The organism is Chitinophaga terrae (ex Kim and Jung 2007) (assembly GCF_900107795.1).
In the GTDB taxonomy this organism is placed as follows: Bacteria; Bacteroidota; Bacteroidia; order Chitinophagales; family Chitinophagaceae; genus Chitinophaga; species Chitinophaga terrae.
Genome location: NZ_FNRL01000029.1, coordinates 1 through 25,753 on the forward strand (window position 1 = coordinate 1; position 25,753 = coordinate 25,753).

26 protein-coding genes are annotated in these 25,753 nt (G+C 45.7%); 19 read left to right on the top strand and 7 right to left on the bottom strand.

Annotated features, from left to right (window positions below):
- The coding region (locus BLV62_RS23165) for a transposase (protein WP_139170151.1) at positions 1–267 on the top strand (267 nt) is incomplete at its 5' end.
- Between the two features lie 77 nt (positions 268–344).
- On the opposite strand, the gene BLV62_RS23170 is transcribed toward BLV62_RS23165, so the two are convergent.
- Positions 345–3,032, bottom strand: a complete 2,688-nt coding sequence (locus BLV62_RS23170; RefSeq protein WP_089764746.1) for an AsmA family protein — start codon at positions 3,030–3,032, stop codon at positions 345–347.
- A gap of 65 nt (positions 3,033–3,097) precedes the next feature.
- On the opposite strand from BLV62_RS23170, the gene BLV62_RS23175 reads away from it, so the two are divergent.
- Positions 3,098–3,706 carry a TrmH family RNA methyltransferase gene (locus tag BLV62_RS23175; protein WP_089764748.1) on the top strand — a complete coding sequence of 203 codons (609 nt, stop codon included), beginning with the start codon at positions 3,098–3,100 and terminating at the stop codon, positions 3,704–3,706.
- A 132-nt stretch (positions 3,707–3,838) separates the two neighbouring features.
- Positions 3,839–4,321, top strand: a complete 483-nt coding sequence (locus BLV62_RS23180) for a hypothetical protein (RefSeq protein ID WP_089764749.1) — start codon at positions 3,839–3,841, stop codon at positions 4,319–4,321.
- A 55-nt stretch (positions 4,322–4,376) separates the two neighbouring features.
- Here the strand turns inward: BLV62_RS23180 and BLV62_RS23185 are convergent, their stop codons facing one another.
- Together BLV62_RS23185 and BLV62_RS23190 are read right to left on the bottom strand one after the other, a co-directional pair.
- Positions 4,377–6,752: a ribonucleoside-diphosphate reductase subunit alpha gene (locus BLV62_RS23185; protein WP_089764751.1), complete on the bottom strand. Its 2,376-nt coding sequence runs from the start codon at positions 6,750–6,752 to the stop codon at positions 4,377–4,379.
- A 36-nt stretch (positions 6,753–6,788) separates the two neighbouring features.
- Positions 6,789–7,763, bottom strand: coding sequence for a ribonucleoside-diphosphate reductase small subunit (locus BLV62_RS23190; RefSeq protein ID WP_089764753.1), 975 nt, complete (start codon positions 7,761–7,763; stop codon positions 6,789–6,791).
- 428 nt (positions 7,764–8,191) lie between these two features.
- On the opposite strand from BLV62_RS23190, the gene BLV62_RS23195 reads away from it, so the two are divergent.
- Together BLV62_RS23195 and BLV62_RS23200 are read left to right on the top strand one after the other, a co-directional pair.
- The gene (locus BLV62_RS23195; RefSeq protein ID WP_089764868.1) at positions 8,192–8,833 is read left to right on the top strand and encodes an ABC transporter ATP-binding protein; all 642 of its coding nucleotides are present in this window, start codon (positions 8,192–8,194) and stop codon (positions 8,831–8,833) included.
- 1 nt (position 8,834) lies between these two features.
- Positions 8,835–9,962, top strand: coding sequence for a hypothetical protein (locus BLV62_RS23200; protein ID WP_089764755.1), 1,128 nt, complete (start codon positions 8,835–8,837; stop codon positions 9,960–9,962).
- Here BLV62_RS23200 and BLV62_RS23205 read toward each other — a convergent pair.
- A complete protein-coding gene (locus tag BLV62_RS23205) occupies positions 9,957–10,517 on the bottom strand; it encodes an NADPH-dependent FMN reductase (RefSeq protein WP_089764757.1) in 561 nt (186 codons plus the stop codon). The two genes, BLV62_RS23200 and BLV62_RS23205, sit on opposite strands and share 6 nt — an antisense overlap.
- 40 nt (positions 10,518–10,557) lie before the next feature.
- Positions 10,558–12,111 (bottom strand): hypothetical protein, encoded by a 1,554-nt coding sequence (locus tag BLV62_RS23210; RefSeq protein ID WP_089764758.1) that lies wholly within the window; start codon positions 12,109–12,111, stop codon positions 10,558–10,560.
- 154 nt (positions 12,112–12,265) lie between these two features.
- On the opposite strand from BLV62_RS23210, the gene leuC reads away from it, so the two are divergent.
- The 6 genes from leuC (at position 12,266) to BLV62_RS28405 (ending at position 17,924) form a co-directional block, all read left to right on the top strand.
- On the top strand, positions 12,266–13,672 hold the full coding sequence (gene leuC, locus BLV62_RS23215; protein WP_089764760.1) for a 3-isopropylmalate dehydratase large subunit: 1,407 nt from the start codon (positions 12,266–12,268) through the stop codon (positions 13,670–13,672).
- A gap of 11 nt (positions 13,673–13,683) precedes the next feature.
- On the top strand, positions 13,684–14,433 hold the full coding sequence (locus BLV62_RS23220; RefSeq protein ID WP_089764762.1) for a class I SAM-dependent methyltransferase: 750 nt from the start codon (positions 13,684–13,686) through the stop codon (positions 14,431–14,433).
- 14 nt (positions 14,434–14,447) lie between these two features.
- A complete protein-coding gene (leuD, locus tag BLV62_RS23225; protein WP_089764764.1) occupies positions 14,448–15,047 on the top strand; it encodes a 3-isopropylmalate dehydratase small subunit in 600 nt (199 codons plus the stop codon).
- Between the two features lie 19 nt (positions 15,048–15,066).
- Positions 15,067–16,146, top strand: a complete 1,080-nt coding sequence (gene leuB / locus BLV62_RS23230; RefSeq protein WP_089764766.1) for a 3-isopropylmalate dehydrogenase — start codon at positions 15,067–15,069, stop codon at positions 16,144–16,146.
- Between the two features lie 26 nt (positions 16,147–16,172).
- On the top strand, positions 16,173–17,678 hold the full coding sequence (locus BLV62_RS23235; protein ID WP_089764767.1) for a 2-isopropylmalate synthase: 1,506 nt from the start codon (positions 16,173–16,175) through the stop codon (positions 17,676–17,678).
- A 102-nt stretch (positions 17,679–17,780) separates the two neighbouring features.
- Entirely contained in the window at positions 17,781–17,924 is a 144-nt protein-coding gene (locus tag BLV62_RS28405) for a hypothetical protein (RefSeq protein WP_168927960.1), read from the top strand.
- Between the two features lie 184 nt (positions 17,925–18,108).
- On the opposite strand, the gene BLV62_RS23245 is transcribed toward BLV62_RS28405, so the two are convergent.
- Positions 18,109–18,576 carry a Panacea domain-containing protein gene (locus BLV62_RS23245; protein ID WP_089764869.1) on the bottom strand — a complete coding sequence of 156 codons (468 nt, stop codon included), beginning with the start codon at positions 18,574–18,576 and terminating at the stop codon, positions 18,109–18,111.
- A gap of 185 nt (positions 18,577–18,761) precedes the next feature.
- Between BLV62_RS23245 and BLV62_RS23250 the strand changes: the two genes are divergently transcribed.
- The gene (locus BLV62_RS23250; protein ID WP_089764771.1) at positions 18,762–19,139 is read left to right on the top strand and encodes a hypothetical protein; all 378 of its coding nucleotides are present in this window, start codon (positions 18,762–18,764) and stop codon (positions 19,137–19,139) included.
- Here the strand turns inward: BLV62_RS23250 and BLV62_RS23255 are convergent.
- A complete protein-coding gene (locus tag BLV62_RS23255) occupies positions 19,136–19,801 on the bottom strand; it encodes a M15 family metallopeptidase (protein WP_168927959.1) in 666 nt (221 codons plus the stop codon). The two genes, BLV62_RS23250 and BLV62_RS23255, sit on opposite strands and share 4 nt — an antisense overlap.
- Positions 19,802–19,947: 146 nt before the next feature.
- Here BLV62_RS23255 and BLV62_RS23260 point away from each other — a divergent pair, with 146 nt between their 5' ends.
- From BLV62_RS23260 to BLV62_RS23290, 7 genes are read left to right on the top strand one after another with little or no spacing between them, the layout of a single operon-like run.
- Positions 19,948–20,733 carry an SDR family NAD(P)-dependent oxidoreductase gene (locus BLV62_RS23260; protein ID WP_225889688.1) on the top strand — a complete coding sequence of 262 codons (786 nt, stop codon included), beginning with the start codon at positions 19,948–19,950 and terminating at the stop codon, positions 20,731–20,733.
- 60 nt (positions 20,734–20,793) lie between these two features.
- Positions 20,794–21,540 carry a hypothetical protein gene (locus BLV62_RS23265; protein ID WP_139170363.1) on the top strand — a complete coding sequence of 249 codons (747 nt, stop codon included), beginning with the start codon at positions 20,794–20,796 and terminating at the stop codon, positions 21,538–21,540.
- A gap of 26 nt (positions 21,541–21,566) precedes the next feature.
- Complete coding sequence (locus BLV62_RS23270) at positions 21,567–22,418, top strand: fumarylacetoacetate hydrolase family protein (protein WP_089764776.1); 852 nt, start codon at positions 21,567–21,569, stop codon at positions 22,416–22,418.
- 5 nt (positions 22,419–22,423) lie between these two features.
- Positions 22,424–22,753 carry an L-rhamnose mutarotase gene (locus tag BLV62_RS23275; protein ID WP_089764778.1) on the top strand — a complete coding sequence of 110 codons (330 nt, stop codon included), beginning with the start codon at positions 22,424–22,426 and terminating at the stop codon, positions 22,751–22,753.
- A gap of 57 nt (positions 22,754–22,810) precedes the next feature.
- On the top strand, positions 22,811–23,638 hold the full coding sequence (locus BLV62_RS23280) for an amidohydrolase family protein (RefSeq protein ID WP_089764780.1): 828 nt from the start codon (positions 22,811–22,813) through the stop codon (positions 23,636–23,638).
- Between the two features lie 20 nt (positions 23,639–23,658).
- Complete coding sequence (locus BLV62_RS23285; RefSeq protein ID WP_089764782.1) at positions 23,659–24,441, top strand: L-fucose dehydrogenase; 783 nt, start codon at positions 23,659–23,661, stop codon at positions 24,439–24,441.
- Positions 24,442–24,486: 45 nt separating this feature from the next.
- Positions 24,487–25,722 (top strand): sugar MFS transporter, encoded by a 1,236-nt coding sequence (locus BLV62_RS23290; RefSeq protein WP_089764784.1) that lies wholly within the window; start codon positions 24,487–24,489, stop codon positions 25,720–25,722.
- Positions 25,723–25,753: the final 31 nt, after the last annotated feature.

The following is a 25,753-nucleotide window of genomic DNA, read 5'->3' on the forward strand; positions in this document are numbered from 1 at the left end:
GTTAAAAGCAAACCCAGATTGTCTAAAAAGGGTAATAGACACCTACGAAAGGCCTTTTACCTACCCGCTTTATCCGTTATCAGAAGTGATGATCACTTTAAAGATATATTTAATAAACTAGTTGCAAGACATGGTATAAAAAAGAAAGCTATTGCTGCTATACAAAGGAAATTGTTGGAGATGACCTTTATTATCTTTAAAAAGCAAGTTCCCTACGATAAACTATACTATAAAAAATTAGAGAGCTGTACAAGTACAACTCTCTAAACAGGCTAACTTAGGTTGCCTTATAGACTACTAAGTTAAATATTATTTGGTTTTAAACACAGAATCTTTGCGTGAAACTAGTGTTTGGTGGTGTCTGCGGATTTCTTCTTGAAGAGGTTGTTCAGCGTGCCCTTCACTGTTTCGCCGGCTTGTTTGCCTATGTTTTCGAGGGGTTTGCCGGTGTTGGCCTGGCCGGAATCCTTTTTGCCTGTAAGCTGGTTTTTCAACTCGTCTTTCAGGGAATTCACCGCGGTGTTCTTAATGTGATTCAGGCTGTCTTTGATGGTGGCCTTGGCTGAATCTACCTGGTTCTTTACCAAAGTGGCGACCTCTGATTTCAGGTTGTTGGCAGATTCGCGCAGGTCTGTTTTTAAGCTCGGTTTTAAGATGTTTCCTGCCATTAATACCTGCAGGTGAACACTATCCCCCAATTTAACCGGGATACCCTTGCTTTGAGCCTGGGAAGCGAGGTTATTGACAAGGTTATTGCCGGCGCTGCCCATCAGGCTGCGTGGCAGGGCCAGTTGAAGGGTATAGTCCAGCGACTGGTCAAAACCGTGAGAACCTGCTATGAGCATCTGTATGCCGTTAACAGTTACTTTGAAAGGATCTACTTTTACTCTTCCGTTTTCGAAAGAAATATAGTTCTTAATATCTCTCAAAGAAAGATCTTTTAACTGGGAGATGTTAAGGGTATTGGCCAGCTGGTCTACCGGTGCAAACTGTTTCAGGAAGCCTTGTACCAGGAGCAGGCTGGCGTCGCCGGTCAGGGTGCTGAGGTCGGGCGACATATCTTTCCCCAGTTTGCCGTGCATGGTTAACTGAGATGTGATCTTACCATTCAGGAATTTACCGATCGGCATCAGTTTCTGCACGGTGTTGAAGGTATTGAAGGTTTGTTGTACATCCAGTTCCTGGACATTGTAAGCCAGGTTAATGTCCGGGTTGGTTTTGCTGTTCTTTGTACTGTAGCTGCCGTTGATCTCCATCGTTCCCTGGAGGGCGTTGGCTTTCAGGTGTTGTATGGCTACTGTTTCATCTTTCACCGCCAGGTTACCTGTTACATTGGTCAGGTCGGCTTTGGCGTAGGTGATCTTGCCAACGTTGGCCTGCAGGCCCAGATCCAGGTTGGCAGGAACTGCAAACGGCTGCGCAGCGGCAGTATCAGGAGCAGCGGTGGTTGCAGTGGACGAGGTGCTGTTACCCATCCATTTATCCAGGTTAATATCGTCTGCTTTGAAACGCAGGTTGCCTTGCAACGGGTCGTTCTTCAGGGCGTAAGCCAGTAGGTTGTTCACTTCCCCGTTTGCTTCGAAATTGGTTCCCAGGTAACGGCCATTCAGATCTTTTACGGTTACGTTCTTGGGGTTGAATTGCAGGAACAGGTTATTTAACTGAACCCCATCCGGGTAGTCCTTGCTCTTATAGAGCATGTTGCTGAGCTGCAGGGTGCCCGCTGCATAGAACTTATCGTACTGCTGTTTTTCGATGGCGCTCATGTTTCCTTTGGCGTTGATATCCGCATCCAGGATCCCGCTAAGGTTAGTGCCGGCTTCCAGTTTTACAAAATCTTTGATCTTCGAGAGATCCAGTTTTCCTTTCGCCGATGCATCTACATACATATCGGAAACAGGGGTCTTAACCAGTAAGCGCAGGTCTACCGGCGCATTGTCCATTTCCAGGTGTCCTGTTGGCATGTCAACGATCGTGTGATCAGGTACGCCGTCAGGATTGCTAACTTTCAACGCGATCTGTATATTCTTTACAGGTTTAGGCAGATCAGGGTATTGGAAGAAACCATCTTTAACGCCCAGGTTGATGCCAAATGCCGGCATCTGAACAGCGTTGTAGTTGCCTTTTACATAACCATCGAAGTTCGCGTTCCCGCTGGTTTTTATCTTGTCAAAATCTGTTTTGTAAACTGCCGGAACCAGGGATAATAAGTCTTTGAAATTAGTGGAAGGCGCTTTGAAACTGATGTCCATTCCATAGGTCGTATCGTTCACGAATTTAAAGAGACCCTGTAATGCAAGCTGCAGGTTGTTCAGAGATGCTTTACCATCTTTTAAGGTATAGGTGCTGGTAGTATTATCTACTTCTACCCCCGCATCAAGCGTGGTTCGAACCTGCGACAGGTAAGGGATAAGACCGTACCTGAAAGTAATGGCATTGGCCACTGTATTGGTAGCCAGCAGGAATTTATCCTGTGTAAAATCACCCTTTCCCTGGTGTGTCAGGCCATCTACTACCAGGTCCATATTCCCCTGGCGGTCTTCATACCTGATCCAGGCGTCTTCGATCTTATATTGTTGCAGGCTCAAAGCAAAGGTGCTTTTGGAAGTATCTGCACTTACAGCTGCGGTATCAGGTTTGGTGATATTCCAGTTTGCCTGCCCGTTCTTATCCACAATGGCGTGTATACGTGGCTGTGAGAGAGTGATATTATAGATCTCCATTTTATCTCCCCTGATCACGCTCATCAGGTTAACGGCAACGTCTATTTGTTTTACCGCTGCCAGGGTATCACCGGCAAACTGCCCGGTACCGACGATCTGCAGGTCATCCAGTCCTACAGCCACTCTTGGGAAATGCCTGAATAAACTGATATCTACGTCCGAGAAGTCAACTTTTGCGACAAGTTCTTCATTTAAAACGGTTTTAACTTTTGCTATAATCTTATCTTTAAAGAGATAAGGAACCGATATTGCAGCAATTACCAGCAATAAGATGATGATGGCCACAATTTTTAGGAACTTTTTGAGCATAGGTTTATGTTGTATTTTGGCGTGAAGATAAGGGAAAGAATTATTTTTGCGACAACACCGATATTATGACACCAGAAAGAAGAGAAAGATTACTGACTGTACTACAGAAGCGACAAACAAATCTGACAGTAGTATTGGAAGATGTTCAGGACCCGCACAATGTGGCTGCCGTAATGCGTACCTGCGATGCTGTTGGTATCCAGGATCTTTATATTATCACTACCCTGGCGCCAAGAAGAAAGAAATGGGGCCACAGGAGCAGCAGCAGCGCTGAAGGCTGGCTGACCATCCACCAGTTCACCGATCCCGAAGCCTGTGTAGCTGAATTAAGGAAGAAGTATAATAAGATCTACACTACTCACCTGGCCACTGATTCCGTGACTTTATATGATATAGACTTTACTGATTCTGTAGCCCTGGTATTTGGAAATGAAAGAACGGGAGTGAGCGACAAGGTAAGAGCCCTGGCAGATGGAAACTTTATTATTCCGCAGATGGGCATGATACGTTCCCTGAATATTTCTGTAGCCTGCGCCGTTAGTATTTATGAAGCCATGCGGCAAAAATCCCTTGCCGGGCATTATGACAAGCCAAGCCTCGCCCCGGAAAGATATAATGCGTTGCTGGAAGAATGGGGATTCAGGGGAGAAGAACTGAATGAAGAATTGTTGTAGCAGATATACTACATGATATAGATAAAAATGGCGAAGAGAAATCTTCGCCATTTTTATTGGTTTGCTGACAGCATGGATTTTTTTATACAGCGATAAATATTAATTAATTTATTTTTTATATATGTTTGGTGTATGAAAAGAATCCTATTTCTGTTTATTATAATTTTTTCAGCCTGTACCGGGGCACAGCAGGATAAAGGGGGCCTGCACACGGAAACCGCGGGGATTATTCCATCTGCCGATTCAACTATTCAAGTCGCCGGTTGGGAAGAGGATGAAGACCTGGATCTTCGCCCGCGTTTTGAAATGGATACCAGCGAATGCTCACGGCTATTGAACAGTTTTATCCAGAGCAGCAGTTTCACCTGGCTTGAAAACCAACCCAAAGACAGTATTTACGCGATGGTGAACGAGGTAGATGACAGCCTGGTAACTATCAGGTTGGAGTATCATAATGATGGAGAACATTTCACGGCGGGTTGGTTATCCCTGGATCTGCGTTCGGGGTTATTGAAAGATGAAATGAGCGAGTCGGATACTGTCAGGTCATTTACCTACGACAAGAAGAAGCTGGAAGCGTTGATGAGCAATTGTTTGTTTGAGGATAGCGAATAAAAAAAATCCCTGGCCTTGAAGGGCCAGGGACCAACATTTATACTTACATAAACCCTTATGCGCTGCAGGTTACGCAACCTTCTTCCATGGTGCAAACAGGGCCGGAAATGATCTCTTCCTGCATTGATTCTCCGCTTGGAGCAACAACCGGCTGGATCTGCTGACCGCCTTGTTTTTCTACCGTAAACTGTACGGCCTGGGTAGCGGCTTGTGTGCGCAGGTAGTACATGCCGGTTTTGAGTCCTTTCTTCCACGCATAGAAGTGCATGGAGGTCAGTTTACCCGTACTTGGCGTATCTACGAATAAGTTAAGCGATTGTGACTGGCAGATATATGCACCCCTGTCGGCAGCCATATCGATCAGGCTACGTTGCTTGATCTCCCAGACTGTTTTGTACAGTTCTTTAATATTAGCCGGGATCTCGTTGATGTTCTGGATAGAACCGTTATGGGCAATGATCTTGTTCTTCATGTCATTATCCCACAGGCCTAATTCTACCAGGTCTTTCAGAAGGTGTTTGTTCACGACGATGAACTCTCCGCTTAATACGCGGCGGGTATAAATGTTCGAGGTATATGGCTCAAAGCATTCGTTGTTGCCAAGTATCTGAGAAGTGGAAGCAGTAGGCATTGGCGCCAGCAACAGGGAGTTGCGGATACCGTCCTTGATGATGGATTTTTTCAGTGCGTCCCAGTTCCAGCGAGGACCCGGAGTTACGCCCCACATATCGAACTGCAGGATACCTTTGGAAGCCGGCGAACCAGGGAAGGTTTCGTAAGGGCCGTCTTTTTTAGCCAGGTCGTTTGATGCAGATAATGCAGCAAAGTAGATGGTTTCAAAGATATCTTTGTTCAATTGTTTAGCTTCTTCGCTTTCGAAAGGATAACGCATTAAAATAAATGCATCAGCCAGTCCCTGTACTCCTAATCCTACAGGGCGATGGCGCATGTTGCTGCGTCTTGCTTCCTCTACAGGATAGTAGTTATAGTCAATGATCTTGTTCAGGTTCAGGGTAGCCTGGTAAGTTACCTCGTATAATTTCTGGTGATCGAACTGTCCGTCGCTGATAAAGCGTGGCAAAGCCAGGGAGGCCAGGTTACATACTGCTACTTCATTTGCATCGGTATACTCGATGATCTCAGTGCAAAGGTTGGAGCTTTTGATTGTACCCAGGTTCTGCTGGTTGGATTTGCGGTTAGCCGCATCTTTATACAGCAGGTATGGGTTGCCGGTTTCGATCTGTGCATCGAGGATAGCGAACCAGAGATCCTGTGCTTTTACAGTTCTGCGGGCGCGGTTTTCCTCTTCATACTGGGTGTATAATTTTTCAAATTCATCACCCCAGGTTTCGTGCAGTCCCGGTGCTTCGTGAGGACAGAACAGCGACCAGTTGCCATTGGATTCTACTCTTTTCATGAACAGGTCTGGTACCCAGAGTGCATAGAAAAGATCGCGGGCGCGGAGTTCTTCTTTACCATGGTTTTTACGGAGATCCAGGAATTCGAAGATATCTGCATGCCATGGTTCCAGGTAAATGGCGAATGCGCCTTTCCTTTTACCGCCGCCCTGGTCTACATATCTTGCTGTGTCGTTGAACACGCGCAGCATTGGAATAATACCGTTGGAAGTACCGTTGGTGCCGCTGATATAAGAACCGGTAGCGCGAATGTTGTGGATGCTGAGACCAATACCGCCGGCGCTCTGAGAGATCTTGGCAGTTTGTTTCAGCGTATCGTAAATACCTTCGATGCTATCGTCCTGCATGGTCAGCAGGAAGCAGGATGACATCTGCGGTTTTGGAGTACCTGCGTTGAAGAGGGTAGGAGTAGCATGGGTGAACCAACGCTCGCTCATCAGGTTGTATGTTTTGATGGCAGACTCAATATCCTCTTTATGAATACCTACGGCTACACGCATTAACATGTGCTGAGGGCGTTCCTGGACTTTACCGTCTGTTTTCAGGAGGTAAGAACGTTCCAGGGTTTTGAAACCGAAGTAATCGTATGCGAAGTCACGATCGTAGATGATGCTGGAATCCAGGATCTCTGCATTCTTTCTAATGATCTCATAAATCTCGTCAGACAGCAAAGCCGCTGATTTGCCGGTTTTAGGATCAATATATTCATACAGTTTCTTCATCGTTTTGGAAAACGACTTGATCGTGTTCTTATGAAGATTGCTTACCGCGATGCGGGAGGCAAGCAAAGCATAATCCGGGTGTTTGGTAGTCAGTGAAGCCGCAGTTTCTGCAGCCAGGTTATCCAGTTCGCTCGTTGTTACGCCATCGTATAATCCTTGTATCACCTTCTTTGCTACGTCAATAGCATCTACATATTCAGTATTGAAGCCATAGCAGAGCTTTTCAATACGTGCAGTGATCTTGTCGAATTTCACTGCTTCTTTTCTTCCATCTCTTTTAATTACGAACATGGGTTTACGAATTTAAGAGGTTAGTAATTTAAAAAATTAGAAATCTTCTTCCAGGCTGAAGGTTTGCGCTTCTTTAGTACCGCCCATAACGCCGGATTTCTGGTAGTCGCCCACACGTTTTTCAAAGAAATTGGTCTTACCCTGTAAGGAGATCATTTCCATGAAGTCAAAAGGATTAGACGAGTTATATATTTTAGAATAACCTAATTCAGAGATCCATCTGTCGGCAACAAACTCGATGTACTGGCCCATCAAATCTGCGTTCATACCGATCAATGCAACTGGCAATGCTTCTGTGATGAATTCTTTCTCATAAGTCACTGCATCACGGATAATGGTATGCACCTGTTCTTCTGTTAATTTATTTTCCAGCATGCTGTATAACAGGCAGGCAAATTCACAGTGCAATCCTTCGTCGCGGCTGATCAGTTCATTGGAGAAGGTCAGGCCTGGCATCAGTCCTCTTTTCTTCAGCCAGAAAATAGAACAGAAACTTCCGCTGAAGAAGATACCTTCTACAGCAGCAAATGCTACCAGTCTTTCAGCAAATGTTCCGTTTTCTATCCAGCGTAAAGCCCATTCCGCTTTTTTCTTTACAGCAGGAACTGTATCAATGGCATGGAATAAACGATCTTTTTCGATAGGATCTTTCACATAAGTGTCGATCAGCAATGCATATGTTTCTGAGTGAATATTTTCCATCATGATCTGGAAACCATAAAAGCAACGGGCTTCAGGGATCTGTACTTCACTCATGAAGTTTACAGCCAGGTTCTCGTTAACGATACCATCACTGGCGGCAAAAAATGCTAATACATGAGAGATGAAATGACGTTCGCCATCATTTAAGGCTGCCCAATCTTTCAGATCAGCGCTCAGGTCAATCTCTTCTGCGGTCCAGAAACTGGCTTCATGTTTTTTATATTGCTCCCAGATTGCAGGAAATTTGATTGGCAATAACACAAAGCGCTCCTTGTTCTCTTTTAAAAGAATTTCATTCTCGTTACTCATCGTTTAATATTTTATATGGGTACTGTCGAAGTTTTTTGGTTTTTCATCTTTGGGGGTCAGCTGCTGAAATTACCACTTGATCCGACGACACATCTGGCTATTTCATCATCCCTGCTTTCCAAAACTATACGCTCAGGATTACAAATGTAAGCATCCAGTTAAGGGTGCAAAGAGATAGTTTTCAACAGGTGTGGAAAAAGATGTTGAACATTGTTGAAACGGAGTGCCGGTAAGCATTTGAAGGATTGTGAGCATTGCTATATAAGGAATGATTTGCATGTGAAAAACCCGGGGAAAAAAAAGAGGCTTTCGTGACAATTTTTTGAACAGTTGATAAGTCTATGACCCTCAGTACAAAAATCGCTCTCAAAAAAAATTGTGTATATATAAGCGAATTTTTCATATTTACATTTCTCAAGCATGATCATATGTCGGAATCGGTTATTACATTAAAGAATGTGCGAAAGGCATACCAGGGAAACCCAGTACTGGAAATCCCGTTCCTGGAAGTTCCTGTTGGAATCCACTGGCTGAAAGGACAGAACGGGGCAGGAAAAACAACTTGTATGAAAGTAATAGCCGGGTTGATTCCGTTCTCCGGTGAAATATTGTTGCGGGAAGATATTAGTAATAAATATAATCCGGTGGCGCTGCGCAAAGCTATCAACTATGCAGAGGCAGAACCGCTTTTTCCCGCCTACCTGACAGGCAACGACCTGCTGGCATTATACATGAACACCAAGGGAGGGGATAAGGACTGGATAAACGAAGTGGCCACACAGTTAGGCATACACGCTTATATCAACTTTCCCGTAAGCAGCTATTCAAGCGGGATGTTGAAAAAGTTGTCGCTGCTGCTGGCTTTTACAGGCACTCCTCAACTGATCCTGCTGGACGAACCCCTGATCACTATCGATACCGCGGCTGTGGAAACGTTATACGGGCTCATCCGTGAAAAATCTGAACAGGGCGTGTCTTTTATTATCACCTCTCACCAGCCGATCGATGAATCGGTCATCCGCCTGAGCGGCGTCTTAAACGTAGCTGATAAAACCATTACCCGGAACTGATATGCGCAGCACGACATCCATCCTCGACAAAATATTCGTCAAACGCTTCTACCTGGAGAACGTTGGTTTTTTCCTGATTCTCTTCTACCTGTTTTTTGGAACAGTCAATGGAGCGAACCTTATCAGCTATCATCATGCCCTCATCCGTGGATTTATTTCCAGTACCGGTTTCCTGCTTATTGTACTCGGTATCTGGACAGCCTACGCCATCAAGTGCATGTGGTTTGTGATGAAAACGCTGCATTCGCCGGGTTACGATTTTTTATTTTCCACGATGGGAAGCATTCCGCATGGCGAAAGAAAATGGCACTGGGTAAGGATACAAACAGAAATTTATTTACCGGTCCTGATCTATTCGGCAGTTTCCATATTCATCGCGGTGGCTGAACACCGGTATATACCTGCTGCAATTATCGCTGTAGTAAACATACTACATTGCGTATGGCCGTTATGGTTATATGAACGTAAGATATGGAAGCCTGATACCATTTTCTTCACAGGTTATATACAGCAATGGATCAACAAACACTTCATCAAACCGCCGGTGCTGTTCTTTATCTACGAACTGCTTACCAACTTCCCGATGCGGATCATTTCTACGAAACTGGCGTCTACAGGCGTGTTATGGCTTACCTTCCTGTTGCTGAGCCGCGATCAGGCGTTTGACCTTAGAGGATTGCAGCTGGGAGTGATCTGCTGCGCCCTGTTGCATATGCAGCTGATGATCCACCACCGCGCATTTGACGACACGTACCTGAGTTTCATGGAGAACCTGCCCATCCCTTTGTGGAAGATCTATGCAAGGCTGACAGGCATCTATGTTTTATTATTTCTCCCTGAAATATTGATGATCATTGTCAATGCGGCGCATGCTACGTCTGCCGTTGGCATTGCCACTGTACTGATAACAGGCATTTCATTAATGATGGTATTCCGTTGCCTGTTGTATTTCCCTAAAATGAATACGGAGATCCATATACGTTATACGCTTTCCATTTCCTTTGTAACACTATTTATGATACTGGCGCATTACGAATGGCTGGCCATACTGCTGCTGCAGCTGGCGGCAGCCACCCTTTTCTTTAGCAGGTACAGGAAATATGAAGCGTATATAGACCCGGATCTATGATCTGAGCCTGCGGCTCAGGTGAGCCAGCGCTTCCAGCAGTTGAGGCAGCTGCTTTTTGATCACTTCGTTGGTTAACTGCCCGTTGGCATCGAATTTATCCTGCGCATTCGCGATCATTATTTCAGGTTTGTTGATCACATAAGCATTCAGGAATACCATCACCTGCCGCAGGTGATATTGCATCCGCGCTGTTCCTACCTGGCCCTGTGACGCTCCCATAATGGCTACCGCTTTTTCGCTGAAAGGTTTGTCGGGATGCCTGGAAACCACGTCCAGCATGTTTTTCAGGGCGCCGGGGATAGAGTAGTTATATTCCGGGCTCACAAAGATCACTCCATCTGCAGATTTAATTTTTTCTACCAATGGCACTACTGTGGCTAATAATTCGGTATGCTGATCAGCATTGTACCAGGGAATATTATCGTACAAAACATGCTCTACCGTTATGTTGGCGGGCGCATGCTGCTGCAGGGCATGCAAAGCCATGGTGTTGTAGGAACCGCTGCGCAGGCTGCCGGAGAATGCGATGAAATGATACTGTTGATCTGTCGACATACTTTTGGAGTTTGATGTCTGGCAAATCTAAGCTATTCTGTTATATACGTTTTTCCTTGTTCACGAACTTGCGGTGGATCACTTCCTGTACAGGTATGCCTTCGATCTTGCTTTCCAGCCAGGAGATGATATCCAGGTACAGGAATGAACGTCTTTCGTATGGATCTTCAGAGATAGTTACCAGCCTGTCTTTCAGCTCAATAAAGGCATTACGCAAGGCTTTCGGATCTGCATAAATATAACGGCGCAGGAATTTCATGATCTCTTCCATCATTAATCCCAGGTCTTTATTCTTTGAAATAAAATGGTATACAGATTTGATCAGGTATTCTACGAGGCTGTAATTCTCCAGTTCGTAATGCGCTATCAGGTGCAGGATACGGGCAAAGCACTGGATATCGGCTCTGAGGTTGCCGATACGCAGGTTGATGATCTTATTCAGGTACAGGATGGCTTTACTGTTATCCCCGCTTCCGAAATAAAGACAGGCGATCTTGTAATAGAAGACCAGTACCCGGTGCTGGTCTATTTTCAGGGTATGTTTGCCGATCTCTGTTTCCAGTTCAGGAACCATTTTCAACCCTTCGCTGAAAGTACCTTCCAGGAAGTAACGGTTGATCTTCGCCGTGTAGAGGTATACAAAGGCAGAGGTCCGGGTGTTTTCATGAAATGAATCCTGGTTTTCGTGTATGTAGTTTTCCAGGTCAGCTAGCGCTGCTTTGAATTTCTCGAAGTTTGAAATATAGAAATGCGCGGTTAATAAGTTGTGCTGGGCTTTGATGTAGAGGTCTGCATCCGTGCGTTGCAGGGATGGATAGGCTTTGAAGAGGTCTACCCACTTTTGCGTATAGCGGTAGTACATCAGGAAATCCTGCAGGATGTAGTAGTACCAGCTGGATGCCTGGTATATGTAGATCTTTTCATAGAAGCTCATTTCCCCGTGTTTCAGTGGCGGAAGCTGGCTTTCAAAGAAGGATTTCACCATTTCGGCGTCCCGCTGGTTGCGGGCATGACCCAGTTTCAGGTAGAGGCCGTACATCCGGAGCGAGAGGGTAGATAAGCGGCTGATGTTGGTCAGCTGTTGTTCTATCTGCCGGGATTCGCAGCTGAGGACTTCGGCCCTGTTTTCGAGGCTGCGGGTGATATGACGGGCTTCTATCAGCTTCTCAAATTCTACTATTTCCCATGCCAGCATCACTTCTTCCTGCTCCATGGCCACAGACTTGGCTTTGGCCAGCAACTTCAGGCTCTGGTTGTATAATCCTTTGTTATAAAGTACCCGGGCATGGTCCATCTGCTCCCGCAGATCGATCACGGGGTCTTTCTGTTTATACAGTTGGCGGAGGCTGGACAACAAGTGTTTATATAAATGAGCCTTGACATTTGACAGCTGCTGCTTCTTTATATCTGTTATCTTCTTGAGAATCAACTCTTCATCATACTCTTTCATTTTGTCGAGCGTGTTGAAAAGCTGGATAAACAGGACATCTTCCTTGGTATTATTCTTATTGAACGCCAGCTGAAAGTTTCTCTTTTCTGCTTTGGTTAATGTTTTAATTAATACGAATAAAGCGTCGCTTTGACTGTTGGGCATCGTTAATAAAATCTTATAAACAATTGATAAACAATTACTTGGTATATATCGCGGGCTTTTAAAGGTTGTAATTAAAGCAAATTTAACGATATGCCAATTAATTAATGACCATTAGATTTGAAGGTATAAACATTTTTAAAAGGAAGCAATCAGAATGGGAAAAACGTTATTTGATAAGATCTGGGATAGCCACGTTGTAGTTAGCAAAGACGGACATCCCGATGCCGTGTATATCAACACCCACTTTATCCACGAAGTAACAAGCCCGCAAGCATTCGACGGATTGCGTAAACGGGGTATCCCGGTGTTCAGACCCGGAAAAACAAAGGCCACTGCCGATCACAATGTACCAACCTTACACCAGGACCAACCTATTAAAGAAGCATTAAGCCGTCGCCAGGTTGAAATGCTGACCAGGAACACAGCAGAATTTGGAATTGATTTATATGGTTTAGGACACAGGTACCAGGGGATTGTGCACGTGATAGGTCCTGAACTGGGTATTACCTTACCGGGTATGACCATCGTGTGCGGCGACAGCCATACCAGCACACACGGCGCTTTTGGCGCTGTAGCATTCGGGATCGGTACCTCCGAAGTAGAGCAGGTACTGGCTACACAGTGCATCCTGCAATACAAGCCTAAACGAATGAAGATAGAGATCAACGGGCAGTTGGGCAAAGGAGTAGTATCTAAAGACATAATATTATATATCATCTCCAGGATCTCCGCTTCGGGAGCTACCGGCTACTTCGTTGAATACGCCGGCGACGCGATCCGCAGCCTGAGCATGGAAGCCCGTATGACCATCTGTAATATGAGCATAGAAATGGGCGCCCGCGGAGGCCTGATCGCCCCGGACGACGTCACTTTCGAATACCTGAAAGGCCGCGAATTTGCACCTAAAGGCGCCGACTGGGATAACGCCCTGGCATATTGGAAAACACTGCACTCCGACGCGGATGCAGAGTTCGATAAAGTATTGTCTTTTGACGCGGCTGATATAGAACCGCAGATCACCTACGGTACCAACCCCGGGATGGGAATGGCCGTTACCGGCCGTATCCCCGCAGTGGAAGAAATTGAAGAAAAAGAAAGGCCATCATTCCGCAAGTCGCTCGATTATATGAACCTGCAGCCGGGCAAACCGCTGTTAGGACAAAAAGTTGACTACGTGTTTATCGGCAGCTGTACCAATTCACGGATCGAAGACCTGAGACTGGTAGCAGATTTTGTGAAAGGAAAACGGAAAGCCGACGACGTGGTGGTATGGATAGTGCCGGGATCTAAACAGGTAGAAGCGCAGGCAAAAGCGGAAGGAATAGATAAAATATTTGCGGAAGCCGGGTTCCAGCTGAGAGAGCCGGGATGTTCCGCCTGCCTGGCGATGAACGAAGACAAAGTACCTGCGGATATGTATTGCATTTCTACTTCCAACAGGAACTTCGAAGGCCGCCAGGGACCTAATGCACGTACCTTCCTTGCCAGCCCGCTTACCGCAGCTGCGGCAGCGATCACAGGAAAAGTAACAGATATAAGATCATTTATTGGTAACAATTAAAACATAAGATCATGGATCAATGGAATGCCGACTTGTATAAGTCCAAATATGCTTTTGTTTTCGAATACGGAAATAGCCTGATCGACTGGCTTCAACCCCAGGAAGGGGAAGCTATTCTCGATCTTGGTTGCGGTACCGGCGAACTTACAGCAGAACTGGCCCAACTCGGCGCTTCCGTTACAGGTATAGATGCCTCCGCATCCATGATCGAAAGCGCCAGGAAACATTTCCCGGAAGTGAATTTCGTAGTAGCCGATGCTACCTCTTTTTCCCTGCCCCGGCAGTTTGACGGCATCTTCTCTAATGCAACCCTGCATTGGATAAGGGAAGCCGACAAGGTAGCAGAAAGAATGGCCCATCATCTTAAGCCCGGCGGCCGTTTGGTGATAGAAATGGGAGGAAAGGGAAATGTAGAAAGTATTGTGAAAGGATTGGAAAGAGCGATGGAGCAAAGAGGTTATTCCTATGCGCCATTCTGGTATTTTCCATCACCTGCCGAATACGCTACGTTACTGGAAAAAGCCGGTTTCAGGATAGACAGGCTGCAGTATTTCGATCGTCCTTCCAAACTGGTAAGCCAGGAAGATGGAATTATCGACTGGCTGGAAATGTTTGCAGGTCATTTCTTTGCAACAGTGCCTGAAAATGATAAGAAAGCTATCATGGAGCAGGTGCAGCACGAAGTGGCTCCGCAGTTAACAAAAGATGACGGGTTGTACGCCGATTATGTTCGCCTGCGGGTTGGCGCTACTAAAATTTAAAGTGTAAATTATTTATGAGTAAAATATTCAGACATTTAGTTTCATCAGCAGTACCTCTGCCTATTGAGAATATCGATACAGATCAGATCATTCCTGCAAGGTTCCTGAAAGCTACAACCAGGGAAGGATTTGGGCAAAACCTGTTCCGCGACTGGCGTTATGAAGCCGACAATACGCCGAAGTCCGATTTCGTAATGAACAACCCGCTGTACAGTGGACAGATCCTGGTAGCAGGAAAAAATTTCGGCTGTGGTTCATCCCGCGAACACGCTGCATGGGCAATTGCCGATGCAGGATTTAAAGTAGTGATCAGCAGCTTTTTTGCGGATATCTTCCGCAACAACGCTTTGAATAACTTCATTCTTCCTATCCAGGTAACAGACGACTTCCTGGATAAGATCTTCAAAGCCATAGAAGCCAATCCTGCCGCCACTTTTGAAGTAGACCTGGAAGACCAGTTCATCCACATTATCGGTACAGGGTTAAAAGCCAGCTTCGACATCAACCAGTACAAGAAAACCTGCCTGATGAACGGGTACGATGATATCGATTACCTGTTAAGTCTCCGTAAGGATATCGAACAATACGAAACAACCAGACCATATAATTTCTAAATAAAGTTTAAAACCATTTATGGGCGTCGAGAAGAAAATATTAGTAATACCCGGCGACGGGATCGGCCAGGAAGTAACAGCCTGGGGACAAAAAGTACTGGAATCCATAGCAGCCAACTTTCATCACACTTTCACTTTTGAAGAAGGAATAATGGGCCATGTTGCTATTGAAGCCACCGGTAATCCATTGCCCGACGAAACACTTGAAAAAGCTAAAAGATCCGATGCTATCCTCTTCGGAGCCATCGGGCATGCAAAGTACGATAACGATCCAACGCTGAAAGTAAGACCAGAACAAGGTTTGCTGAAGATCAGGAAGGAACTCGGACTATACGCTAATCTTCGCCCTATAAAGTTGTTTGACGAACTGTTAGAAGCCTCCAGCATCAAACCTGAGATTTTAAGAGGAGCGGATATCCTATTTTTCAGGGAGTTGACGGGAGATGTTTATTTTGGAGAAAAAGTAAGAACAGCTGACCGCAACACGGCTTCCGACCTGATGATCTATCACAGGTATGAAGTGGAGCGGATTGCACGTAAAGCCTATGAAGCAGCGCGTACCCGCCGCAAAAAGCTCTGTTCTGTAGACAAAGCCAATGTACTGGAAGCAAGCCGTTTATGGAGAGAAGTAGTACAGGATGTGGCGAAGGAATACCCGGATGTGGAAACAGAACATATGTTTATTGATAACGCAGCTATGCAGCTGATCAAAGATCCTAAACGTTTCGATGTAGTGCTGACAGGCAACCTGTTTGGCGATATCCTCACAGATGAAGCCTCCCAGATCGCCGGTTCTATGGGCATGCTGGCATCTGCATCAGTTGGCGACAGCACAGGTTTTTACGAACCTATCCATGGTTCCGCACATGATATTGCCGGTAAGGGAATTGCTAACCCGCTGGCTTCTATCCTGTCGGCAGCCCTCCTGCTGGATATCTCTTTCGGCCTGAAAACCGAATCGCAACGTGTGATCAAGGCTGTAGAAGCTACGCTGCGACAGGGCTACAGGACAATGGATATTGCCAACAAGCATACTGTTAACGATTTTATTATGGGCACCGATGCAATGGGCGCCAAAGTATTAGAAAACCTGAATTAATCATTCGATAAAAATTATTTATAGCCATGGATAAAAATCGTGTATACGTCTTTGATACCACCTTAAGGGATGGTGAACAAGTGCCAGGTTGCCAGTTGACGACAGTAGAAAAAATTGAAGTCGCTAAAAAATTGGAAGCCCTGGGTGTGGATATCATCGAGGCCGGTTTTCCTATTTCCAGTCCTGGTGACTTTCAGAGCGTTGTAGAGATCTCCAAAGCGGTAAGCGAGCCGGTTATCTGCGCCCTGACCCGCGCCAACACCAAAGATATTGATGCGGCAGTGGATGCCCTGCGTTTTGCAAAACGTAAACGTATCCACACCGGTATCGGGTCCTCTGATATGCACATCAAATACAAATTCAACAGCACCCGGGAAGAGATCCTGGAAAGAGCTGTTGCCGCCGTAAAATATGCGCGCAAATTTGTTGATGATGTTGAATTCTACGCAGAAGATGCAGGCCGCGCAGATAATGAATACCTGGCCCGCATGATCGAAGCGGTGATCGCCGCCGGCGCCACTACCGTGAATATCCCCGATACGAACGGTTACTGCCTGCCCGATCAGTACGGCGCAAAGATCAAATACCTGGTAGATAATGTTTCCAATATCGACAACGCTATCATCTCTGTACACTGCCATAACGACTTAGGGCTGGCCACTGCCAACTCTATTGCCGGTATTATGAACGGCGCCCGCCAGGTAGAATGTACCATCAATGGTATCGGGGAAAGAGCTGGTAATACTTCCCTGGAAGAAGTTGCAATGATCCTGAAAACGCATCACAGCCTGGGTTATCATACCAACATCAATTCCAAGGGCATCTACGAGATCAGCAACCTGGTTGAAACCATGATGCACATGCCGGTACAGCCAAACAAGGCGATCGTTGGCCGCAACGCTTTCGCACACAGTTCAGGCATCCACCAGGATGGCGTACTGAAACACCGCGAAAACTACGAGATCCTGAATCCTGAAGATGTGGGTATCAACTCCAATGCGATCATCCTGACTGCAAGAAGCGGCCGTCATGCCCTGAAACATCACCTGCAACGCCTGGGTTATAACCTGGAGCGTATCAACATTGATGAGGTGTACCAACGCTTCCTGCTGATGGCAGATAACAAGAAAGAGATCAACGATGCAGACCTGCTGGAACTGATGGGGGATGGCGATGCTAAAACCTACGACGACCAGGCTATTAAAGTTACTTTATTGCAGGTAGTTTGCGGTGATCCTTTACGCCCGATGGCAACCATCAAACTGAAGATCAACGGTGAGGAAAAAGAAGCCAGTGCAGCAGGCAACGGTCCTGTAAATGCTACTATCAACGCTATTCATGGTATTATTAAAGATGAGATCGAGCTGGACGAATACAATGTTCAGGCAATGAGAGGCGGCAGCGAAGATGTAAGTAAGGTGAACATGCGTGTAAAACACAAAGGGCAGTCTTACTATGGTTTCGGTATTTCAACAGATATCGTTAATGCATCTGTACATGCTTATGTGGATGCGTTGAATAAAATATACTAGTCAATATAGTTTGTAAGATGTTAAAGGCGGGCGTTTTGCCCGCCTTTAATGTTAGGTCAACTGGTGTATTGCGGAAACAGGTTCTTTAAAATTATAATCATCATGCCAATCACATTAACAGAAGTGGTTGTAAGCAGCGTGATCAACACGGTATCTGATAAATTCAGGCATAGAAGTACTTGGTTGCAAAACAATATGCAAAGGGCAGCCATTAGCCACAAAAAAATGATCGCGGTGAAAACATAGGCCAAATGTTTACGCAGATTGGTATCTATTTCAAATCTCCTGACCCTGGCGATCTCCAGGTGATCTTCCAAAATTCCATCCGTGTTACTTTCGTCAATTATCGTATCATCAACAGGCAGTAGGAAATCATTGTCAGCTAAAAAGACCTGACTGCCATTTTCTTCAGTTGTGGGCTCCATTGATATCAATTACTTGATTGAGCTGTTTGCATTTTGTTCTTATAATATTCATAAAGATCGGCATCTGATATGACCAAATTTCCTTCTTTACTATACGCCTTCTTCAAGGCTGTATCTTTTCTCTGAATCATTCTACAAAGATAGGAGCCTTCAAATCTGCCGTAAATATTCCAGATCTGGTCCAAAAAATGTTTGTCATCAGACGCTATCCTGGAATTGCCTATCAGGTTAGGTAGTTTCCTTTTTATTTCTAACTTGCCATAAGCTTTTAAACTGAAAAACAAGGAAGAAAAGCAAGGACCAAAATCCCAGGCAATCGGGGACTCATCTGTTAACCGCTTTTTATTATTAATGGCTAAATACCAGCCATAAGCCAGATAGGTTAACTGTATAACTTTCATAGGGGTCATTTTGCCTCTTCCGGCGTACTTATCAATGAAGTAATTAGCAATCGTTGTAGGATTATACGGCATATCTTCATGTTTTCCATAAAGATACGACTTGAGGCTTTTGGCAATCATGCACCCTTTTCGCGGCTTTAAAATGAACAATAATGAATAAAAATCATAACAGAGGTGTATCAAAATGATCCGGTTCTTCACAAATTAATTTTCTATGATCCCAGTAACTTTTCTTACTCCCCTCCCGTTTAACGGGCATGAGAATAGTTTACTATTTACCTCTTTTATTATTATCACTGGCGGCCTGTAAAAAAACAGAAAGCGATCCGAACTGCGTACAGATCAGCCAGGGAAATATTTTCAGCGTTAAATACCTGGGCAGGATGGATGGCGCCCGGTTTGACGTGATCTGTAAATTTCCCAACGGCTGCGGGTTTATCAAAAATATCAGCGAAGTAAGGAGTGGCCAGGATGTCGACATCATCGCCAACGTTGGCTATAACGCCTGCAGCGCCTGTGTAGAAACTCCCAATACCCAGTCAGTTACCTATATTTTTAATCCCCCCGCTCCGGGAACCTATTACATCAGGTGGAGAGGAATTGTTGACAGGAAAGATACTGTTGTTATCCGTTAATTGAATATTACATCCATCAGGTAATACTTTTTATAGTCGGGCAGGTAATAGTGCCACCACTCTGTAGAACTGCCCTTAAATCCATATTTGAACATGGTGCTCCTGAGGAGGGTCCTGTTAGCCAGCACATTGGGGTCGGCAGGTTTGTAGTTCTGATGCGCTTTAAAAGTGAAGTTATCAAAATCTGTAGGCATGGCCACAGGCAAATTGGTTTTCAGATCTACCATGCTCAGGTCAACCGCTGCGCCCCTGTTATGCCCCGAGCCTTTACGCGGATCTGCCGCATACAGGTCGTTGGGCACGATCGTGAACATCTTCTCCGTAATACTATAGGGCCGGTAGGCATCATAAATCAATAATCCAAATCCTTTCTTCTTCAGTTCTTCCTGTACAGCTTTAAGTTTTTTCGCGGCCGGCAACCGCATGTAAATAGCAGTTCCTGTATATAGCCGCTGGCGCGTGAAGTTATTCGTAGTGGCGTACCTGATATCTTTCTTTATACCCGGTATGAACTTCTCAAGATCTACCATCCGTTGATTGCTGTCTGCCTTCACCTGTTGCTCGTATTGAGCGTGGCTGGTGATTACTGCCAACCCGTATTTATTCAGTGCGATTTTCTGGGCGGCTACTGTAAATGAAACCAGGGCAAACAGTAGCAACATTGAAGTGATTTTCATAAATTGATCTGGGTAGAAAACTACCAATTTATTGAATTTTGCTAAAATTAGGCAAGAAAGTATGAAATACAGTGAAAATACAATTGAATTAGGCATATATAAATAGGTATTTTAGAACCCTTAAATTTTAAATGATGGAATTGTTCAGGTTAGATAATAAAACGGCAATAATTACCGGTGGAGGAAGCGGCATAGGACAGGCGATCGCAACAACTTTCGGAGCCCAGGGGGCAGATGTACATATCATCGAATTGAATGAAGAAGGCGGAAAAGCTACAGCAGCCAGTATAACAGAGGCAGGCGGAAAAGCGACGGTACATGCCTGCAACGTAGCTAACCAGGCAGAAGTGATCAAAGTGATTGACGGAATTGCGCAGGCGACAGGGCGCATTGACATACTGGTGAACTGCGCAGGCATTGCGCATGTCGGCAACCTTGAAAATACTACAGAACAGGATATAGACAGGATATATGCGGTGAATATCAAGGGAACTTATAACTGCATGTATGCAACGATCAATAAAATGAAAGCGCAGGGCGGGGGAGTGATCCTGAATGTGGCTTCCATAGCCGCCAGCGTCGGCATTCCTGACCGTTTTGCCTACTCTATGAGCAAAGGAGCTGTATTAACAATGACCTTATCAGTGGCCAAGGATTACCTGGGCGCTAATATCCGTTGCAACTGTATTTCCCCGGCCCGTGTTCATACCCCGTTCGTGGATGGATTTATTGCCAAGAACTACCCGGGCAGGGAACAAGAAATGTTTGATAAGTTGAGCAAAACACAACCCATAGGCAGGATGGCCAAGCCGGTTGAAATAGGCAACCTGGCCCTCTACCTGTGTTCAGACGAGGCTGGCTTCATCACAGGTACCGATTACCCGATAGATGGAGGATTCATCCGCCTGAATAATTAATGATGATGTAAGATGGTTAACACGTATCTTTCGCCATCATTCATTAATCTTAATTCGTTTATGCAACAATTTCGACTAGGATTGGCCATGGCAATAGCTGTGCTTTCTGCCTGCAATTCCGGGAACCCGACGGCATCAGAACAGGCGGCAGACGCCAATACTGTACATCCTGCAAAACCCGAGGGTACTGTTTCTGTATCCATTGGTAACCGCGATAAAGATACCTCGCAGATTACCATCCAGTTTCAGGTAAAAGACCTGAAAAAAGAAAAGACATTTGATCAGGAGATTCTTAAGGACGTCGCTGACGGAGATCTCTACAAGGTGTTATGGGACCAACCCAACAGTGTTTACATCGCGGTGCTGAAACCGAACCACAACGCCCGTTATTATCACGGGTCTGTAGACAACGGCGAAGCCAAGATCCTTAAAGTAAATACTGCGCCTCAGCGTATCTGGCAATATATGGAAGATTCGCTGGGCCTGGGCAAGATCACGAATACCGGCAACAACCTGGTTAGCAGTTACCGCAAAGACATACAGTCGGGCAAGCTGCTGGGCGCCTTTGTTGCAGAGATCAAACCAGCCGATAAACCTGAGAATGTTGAACTATACGTAGAATTCGGTGGAGTGAATAAAAAAATGAACATCCATGTGCCAGCAGGGAGTAAAGCAATGATTCAGCCAACGAAAGACGATAGCCATGTTTATTTCTCTTTTGTGAATGGTGAGCAGGTGGAACCTGTGATCGACCTGTACGTTGACAACGGCAGGTTGCAGATTAAAACATTAAAGGAAATCAACTAAAATTAAACAATTAAAAAAGTAGTGAAATGAAACTGATCAGGTTTGGTTTACCGGGAGAAGAGAAACCGGGTGTAGTAACTGAAGCAGGTATGTTCGATGTAAGTGCATTCGGTGAAGATTATGGAGAACGATTTTTTGAAACAGATGGTATTAACCGTTTACAGGCATGGTGGAATGCCAATGGTGCAAACTGCCCTAGAGTAGCGGAAGGCGCCCGCCTGGGCGCTCCCATCCAACGTCCTTCCAAGATCATTTGCATAGGACTTAACTATGCAGACCACGCGAAAGAAACCAATGCACCGATCCCGGCAGAACCGATCGTATTTTTCAAGAGTACTACGGCACTGGTAGGACCAAACGACGACCTGGTGATACCGCGCAACAGCGTGAAAACTGACTGGGAAGTAGAGCTGGCCGTGATCATTGGTAAAAAGGCCAGTTATGTGGAAGAAAAAGACGCCCTGGATTATGTAGCTGGCTACTGCCTGCACAATGACTATAGTGAAAGAGCTTTCCAGATAGAAAGAGGAGGGCAGTGGGTGAAAGGAAAAAGCTGCGATACCTTCGCTCCTCTTGGCCCATGGGTAGCCACCAAAGATGAAATTGCGGATGTGAATAATCTTCGTTTATGGTTAACCGTTAACGGCAAAACCATGCAGGATGGTAACACCTCCAACTTTATTTTCAATGTTCCTTTCGTAGTGGCTTACTTAAGCCAGTTTATGACCCTGCTCCCGGGAGATGTGATCTCTACCGGTACGCCAGCCGGCGTAGGCTTGGGTATGAACCCGCAGGTTTACCTGAAAGCAGGCGATGTGATAGAACTGGGGATCGACGGACTGGGTACTTCCAAACAAAAAGCGGTAGCCTATAAATAAACACTATGAAAAGATATTGTCTGGCCCTGGATCTGGTAGATGATCCGCAAATGATCAGCGAATACGAAGCGCACCACCGCAACGTATCGGCAGAGATCAAAAAGAGTATTACCGACAGCGGTATTACTGTAATGGATATTTACAGGGCAGGTAACCGGCTGTTTATGATCATGGAAGTAGATGATACTTTTTCTTTCGAAAAGAAAGCGGCCATGGACGCGGCTAACCCCGCAGTCCAGGTCTGGGAACAACTGATGTGGAAATACCAGCAGGCGCTCCCGGTTGCAAAAGAAGGAGAAAAGTGGATCATCATGGACCAGATCTTCTCATTGTAGCAATTCCGCTGCTATAGCGCTTTATCCTGGCGCTATAGCAGTTTTTAAACTTACGTTATGATAATCGATGCTCATCAACATTTCTGGCAATTTGATCCTGTTCGGGATGCCTGGATAACTGATTCAATGCAACGGATCCGCAGGAACTTCCTGCCGGCCGACCTGGCTCCTGTTTTAGCATCCAATGGTGTAGAGGGCTGCATCGCAGTACAGGCGGATCAATCGCCCGCCGAAACGGCTTTCCTGCTCAACCTTGCCGAAAAGAACAGCATGATCAAAGGAGTTGTGGGATGGGTAGACCTGAGAGCCGACGATATTTCCGCTCAACTGGAGCAATACAGCCAGCATTCCCTGATCAAAGGATTCAGGCATGTGGTGCAGGGCGAGCCTGATAACCGCTTTATCCTGGGGGAGGCATTCTGCCGGGGCGTTAAAGCGCTGGCCCGGTTCGGCCTTACATACGACATCCTCGTGTACCCAAAGCAACTGCCGGCTGTAGAAGAATTTGTATTGAAATTCCCTGATCAGCGGCTGATCATCGATCACCTGGCCAAACCGGATATTAAATCAAAAGCTTTCGATACCTGGGCTGCACACATGAATAAGATAGCGCAGTCGCCGAACGTTTATTGCAAGGTAAGCGGGATGGTAACAGAAGCAGATTGGGAGAACTGGAAACCCTCAGATTTCAGGCCTTACCTGGAAACTGTTCTGCAGGCATTCGGACCCGAACGATTGGTATATGGCTCCGACTGGCCGGTATGCCTGGTAGCAGCCACTTACCAGGAAGTAAAACAACTGGTCACAGATTTTATCAGTCCACTTTCTGCCAGCGAACAAGCGGGCATTATGGGAGACAATGCCATCACCTTCTATCAACTCTGAAAATAATTATTAAATATACTATGGATCTAGGATTACAAGGTAAAGTGTTCATCGTTACCGGTGGAGCAAAGGGAATTGGTGAAGCTATTTCTAAACTGATCGCGGCCGAAGGCGGAAGTGTTATGATCGCAGGACGCAGCCAGGCAGATAACCAGAAAACTGTGGACGCAATTGTTGCCGCCGGCGGAAAAGCTGCTGCGGTGACCGCAGAGCTTGGCAACCCTGACGACTGTAAAAAAGTAGTAGCCGCCGCTGTAGAAAGTTATGGCAAGATAGATGGATTGATAAACAATGCAGGAGCAAACGATGGGGTAGGACTGGAAAATGGCAGCCCTGAAAAGTTTATGCAATCTTTACAGCATAACTTAAGCCACTATTATAACCTGGCGCATTATGCCCTGCCATACCTGAAAGCTACGAAAGGTAATATTGTGAACATCGGCTCTAAAGTGGCTACCACCGGGCAGGGCAATACCAGCGGTTACGCTGCTTCCAAAGGCGCTATCAACGCGTTAACACGCGAGTGGGCCGTGGAGTTGCTGCCATTCGGGATACGCGTAAATACCGTTATCCCCGCGGAAGTATGGACGCCCCTCTATGAAACCTGGATCAATTCTCTGCCGGATCCTGCAGAGAAATTAGCTGCTATTACTTCTAAAATTCCATTTGAAAAAAGAATGACCACTTCAGAAGAAATTGCCAATACTACAGTATTCCTGCTCTCTGGGCGTTCTTCCCATACGACCGGGCAGATATTGTATGTAGATGGAGGTTATACGCATCTCGACAGGTCAATCAGTTAAAATAAATCTCAGTTCCTTATTCAGTAATCTTTTAAATTCTTCGTTATGGCAGGAGGCGCAGTAAGTAATTCTTCCTTTACTACCACCGATACATCCTCGAAATCCAACAGTTACCTGTTCCCTTTTATTTTAGTTACAAGTTTGTTCTTCCTTTGGGGACTGGCCTATGGACTGCTGGATGTATTGAACAAACATTTCCAGGAGGTATTGAATATCACCGCCAAGCGTTCCACGCTCTTGCAAGGCGCTTATTTCGGTGCATATTTCCTGATGGCCCTGCCAGCAGGTATTTTCATGAAGCGGTTCGGGTATAAAAGCGGTATCATACTGGGCTTGTTCCTGTATGCGATCGGCGCTTTCATGTTCTATCCTTCAGCAGGCGCACAGAGTTTTAATTTCTTTCTCGCCTCGCTGTTTATACTGGCCTGTGGACTGGCATGCCTGGAAACAGCCGCCAATCCTTATGTTACGGTATTAGGACCGCCGGCAACCGCCACTCAGCGACTGAACCTTTCTCAATGCTTCAACGGGTTGGGATCGTTCTTAGGCCCTATCATCGGGCATAGCCTGTTTTTCGGGTCCAGCACCAAAGACCTGAGTTCTGTTCAGCTTACCTATATTATAATAGGTTGCGTGGTACTGCTGATTGCAGGATTCTTTTACAGAACGCCTTTGCCGGAAATTAAAAAAGTTGAGGAAAAGATCACTGAAACACTGGGAGATACCAGACCCCTGTTCGAACATAAACATTTTGTATGGAGCGTGGTAGCGCAGTTCTTTTATGTGGCTGCACAGGTGGGAGTGGGCGCCTTGTTTATCAACTATGTAACCGCTTACTGGCACGGGCTGGAATCTAAAACCGCCGCCCTGTTGCTGTCAGTAGCCCTGGGACTTTTTACTGTGGGCAGGTTTGTTGGTACGGCGTTGATGAGAAAGATCGCTCCGAATAAACTGCTGGCCATTTATGCGGCCATTAACGTGGCGCTTTGCCTGTTTGTAATGACAGGCGCCGGACCGGCAGCGGTAATAGCCCTGATTGCCGTTTTCTTCTTTATGTCTATCATGTTCCCAACCATTTTTGCGCTGGGAGTAAAGAACCTGGGTATCCATACCGAACGCGCTTCCTCTTTCCAGATCATGTCTATTGTAGGAGGAGCATCGTTGCCTTATGTAATGGGGATCATTACCGACCTGCAATCTGTGGCCATTTCTTATGTAGTTCCCGCCGTTTGTTTTGTTGTTGTATTCCTCTTCGGATGGAAAGGATATAAAACCAATTAATGCCTCATTGCAGGCTTTAAATCCGCAAAAT

Coding starts and splice junctions, on each gene's coding strand:
- BLV62_RS23170 (WP_089764746.1), bottom strand. CDS start 3,032: ATGCTCAAAAAGTTCCTAAAAATTGTGGCCATCATCATCTTATTGCTG.
- BLV62_RS23175 (WP_089764748.1), top strand. CDS start 3,098: ATGACACCAGAAAGAAGAGAAAGATTACTGACTGTACTACAGAAGCGA.
- BLV62_RS23180 (WP_089764749.1), top strand. CDS start 3,839: ATGAAAAGAATCCTATTTCTGTTTATTATAATTTTTTCAGCCTGTACC.
- BLV62_RS23185 (WP_089764751.1), bottom strand. CDS start 6,752: ATGTTCGTAATTAAAAGAGATGGAAGAAAAGAAGCAGTGAAATTCGAC.
- BLV62_RS23190 (WP_089764753.1), bottom strand. CDS start 7,763: ATGAGTAACGAGAATGAAATTCTTTTAAAAGAGAACAAGGAGCGCTTT.
- BLV62_RS23195 (WP_089764868.1), top strand. CDS start 8,192: ATGTCGGAATCGGTTATTACATTAAAGAATGTGCGAAAGGCATACCAG.
- BLV62_RS23200 (WP_089764755.1), top strand. CDS start 8,835: ATGCGCAGCACGACATCCATCCTCGACAAAATATTCGTCAAACGCTTC.
- BLV62_RS23205 (WP_089764757.1), bottom strand. CDS start 10,517: ATGTCGACAGATCAACAGTATCATTTCATCGCATTCTCCGGCAGCCTG.
- BLV62_RS23210 (WP_089764758.1), bottom strand. CDS start 12,111: ATGCCCAACAGTCAAAGCGACGCTTTATTCGTATTAATTAAAACATTA.
- leuC (WP_089764760.1), top strand. CDS start 12,266: ATGGGAAAAACGTTATTTGATAAGATCTGGGATAGCCACGTTGTAGTT.
- BLV62_RS23220 (WP_089764762.1), top strand. CDS start 13,684: ATGGATCAATGGAATGCCGACTTGTATAAGTCCAAATATGCTTTTGTT.
- leuD (WP_089764764.1), top strand. CDS start 14,448: ATGAGTAAAATATTCAGACATTTAGTTTCATCAGCAGTACCTCTGCCT.
- leuB (WP_089764766.1), top strand. CDS start 15,067: ATGGGCGTCGAGAAGAAAATATTAGTAATACCCGGCGACGGGATCGGC.
- BLV62_RS23235 (WP_089764767.1), top strand. CDS start 16,173: ATGGATAAAAATCGTGTATACGTCTTTGATACCACCTTAAGGGATGGT.
- BLV62_RS28405 (WP_168927960.1), top strand. CDS start 17,781: ATGCCAATCACATTAACAGAAGTGGTTGTAAGCAGCGTGATCAACACG.
- BLV62_RS23245 (WP_089764869.1), bottom strand. CDS start 18,576: ATGCCGTATAATCCTACAACGATTGCTAATTACTTCATTGATAAGTAC.
- BLV62_RS23250 (WP_089764771.1), top strand. CDS start 18,762: ATGAGAATAGTTTACTATTTACCTCTTTTATTATTATCACTGGCGGCC.
- BLV62_RS23255 (WP_168927959.1), bottom strand. CDS start 19,801: ATGTTGCTACTGTTTGCCCTGGTTTCATTTACAGTAGCCGCCCAGAAA.
- BLV62_RS23260 (WP_225889688.1), top strand. CDS start 19,948: ATGATGGAATTGTTCAGGTTAGATAATAAAACGGCAATAATTACCGGT.
- BLV62_RS23265 (WP_139170363.1), top strand. CDS start 20,794: ATGCAACAATTTCGACTAGGATTGGCCATGGCAATAGCTGTGCTTTCT.
- BLV62_RS23270 (WP_089764776.1), top strand. CDS start 21,567: ATGAAACTGATCAGGTTTGGTTTACCGGGAGAAGAGAAACCGGGTGTA.
- BLV62_RS23275 (WP_089764778.1), top strand. CDS start 22,424: ATGAAAAGATATTGTCTGGCCCTGGATCTGGTAGATGATCCGCAAATG.
- BLV62_RS23280 (WP_089764780.1), top strand. CDS start 22,811: ATGATAATCGATGCTCATCAACATTTCTGGCAATTTGATCCTGTTCGG.
- BLV62_RS23285 (WP_089764782.1), top strand. CDS start 23,659: ATGGATCTAGGATTACAAGGTAAAGTGTTCATCGTTACCGGTGGAGCA.
- BLV62_RS23290 (WP_089764784.1), top strand. CDS start 24,487: ATGGCAGGAGGCGCAGTAAGTAATTCTTCCTTTACTACCACCGATACA.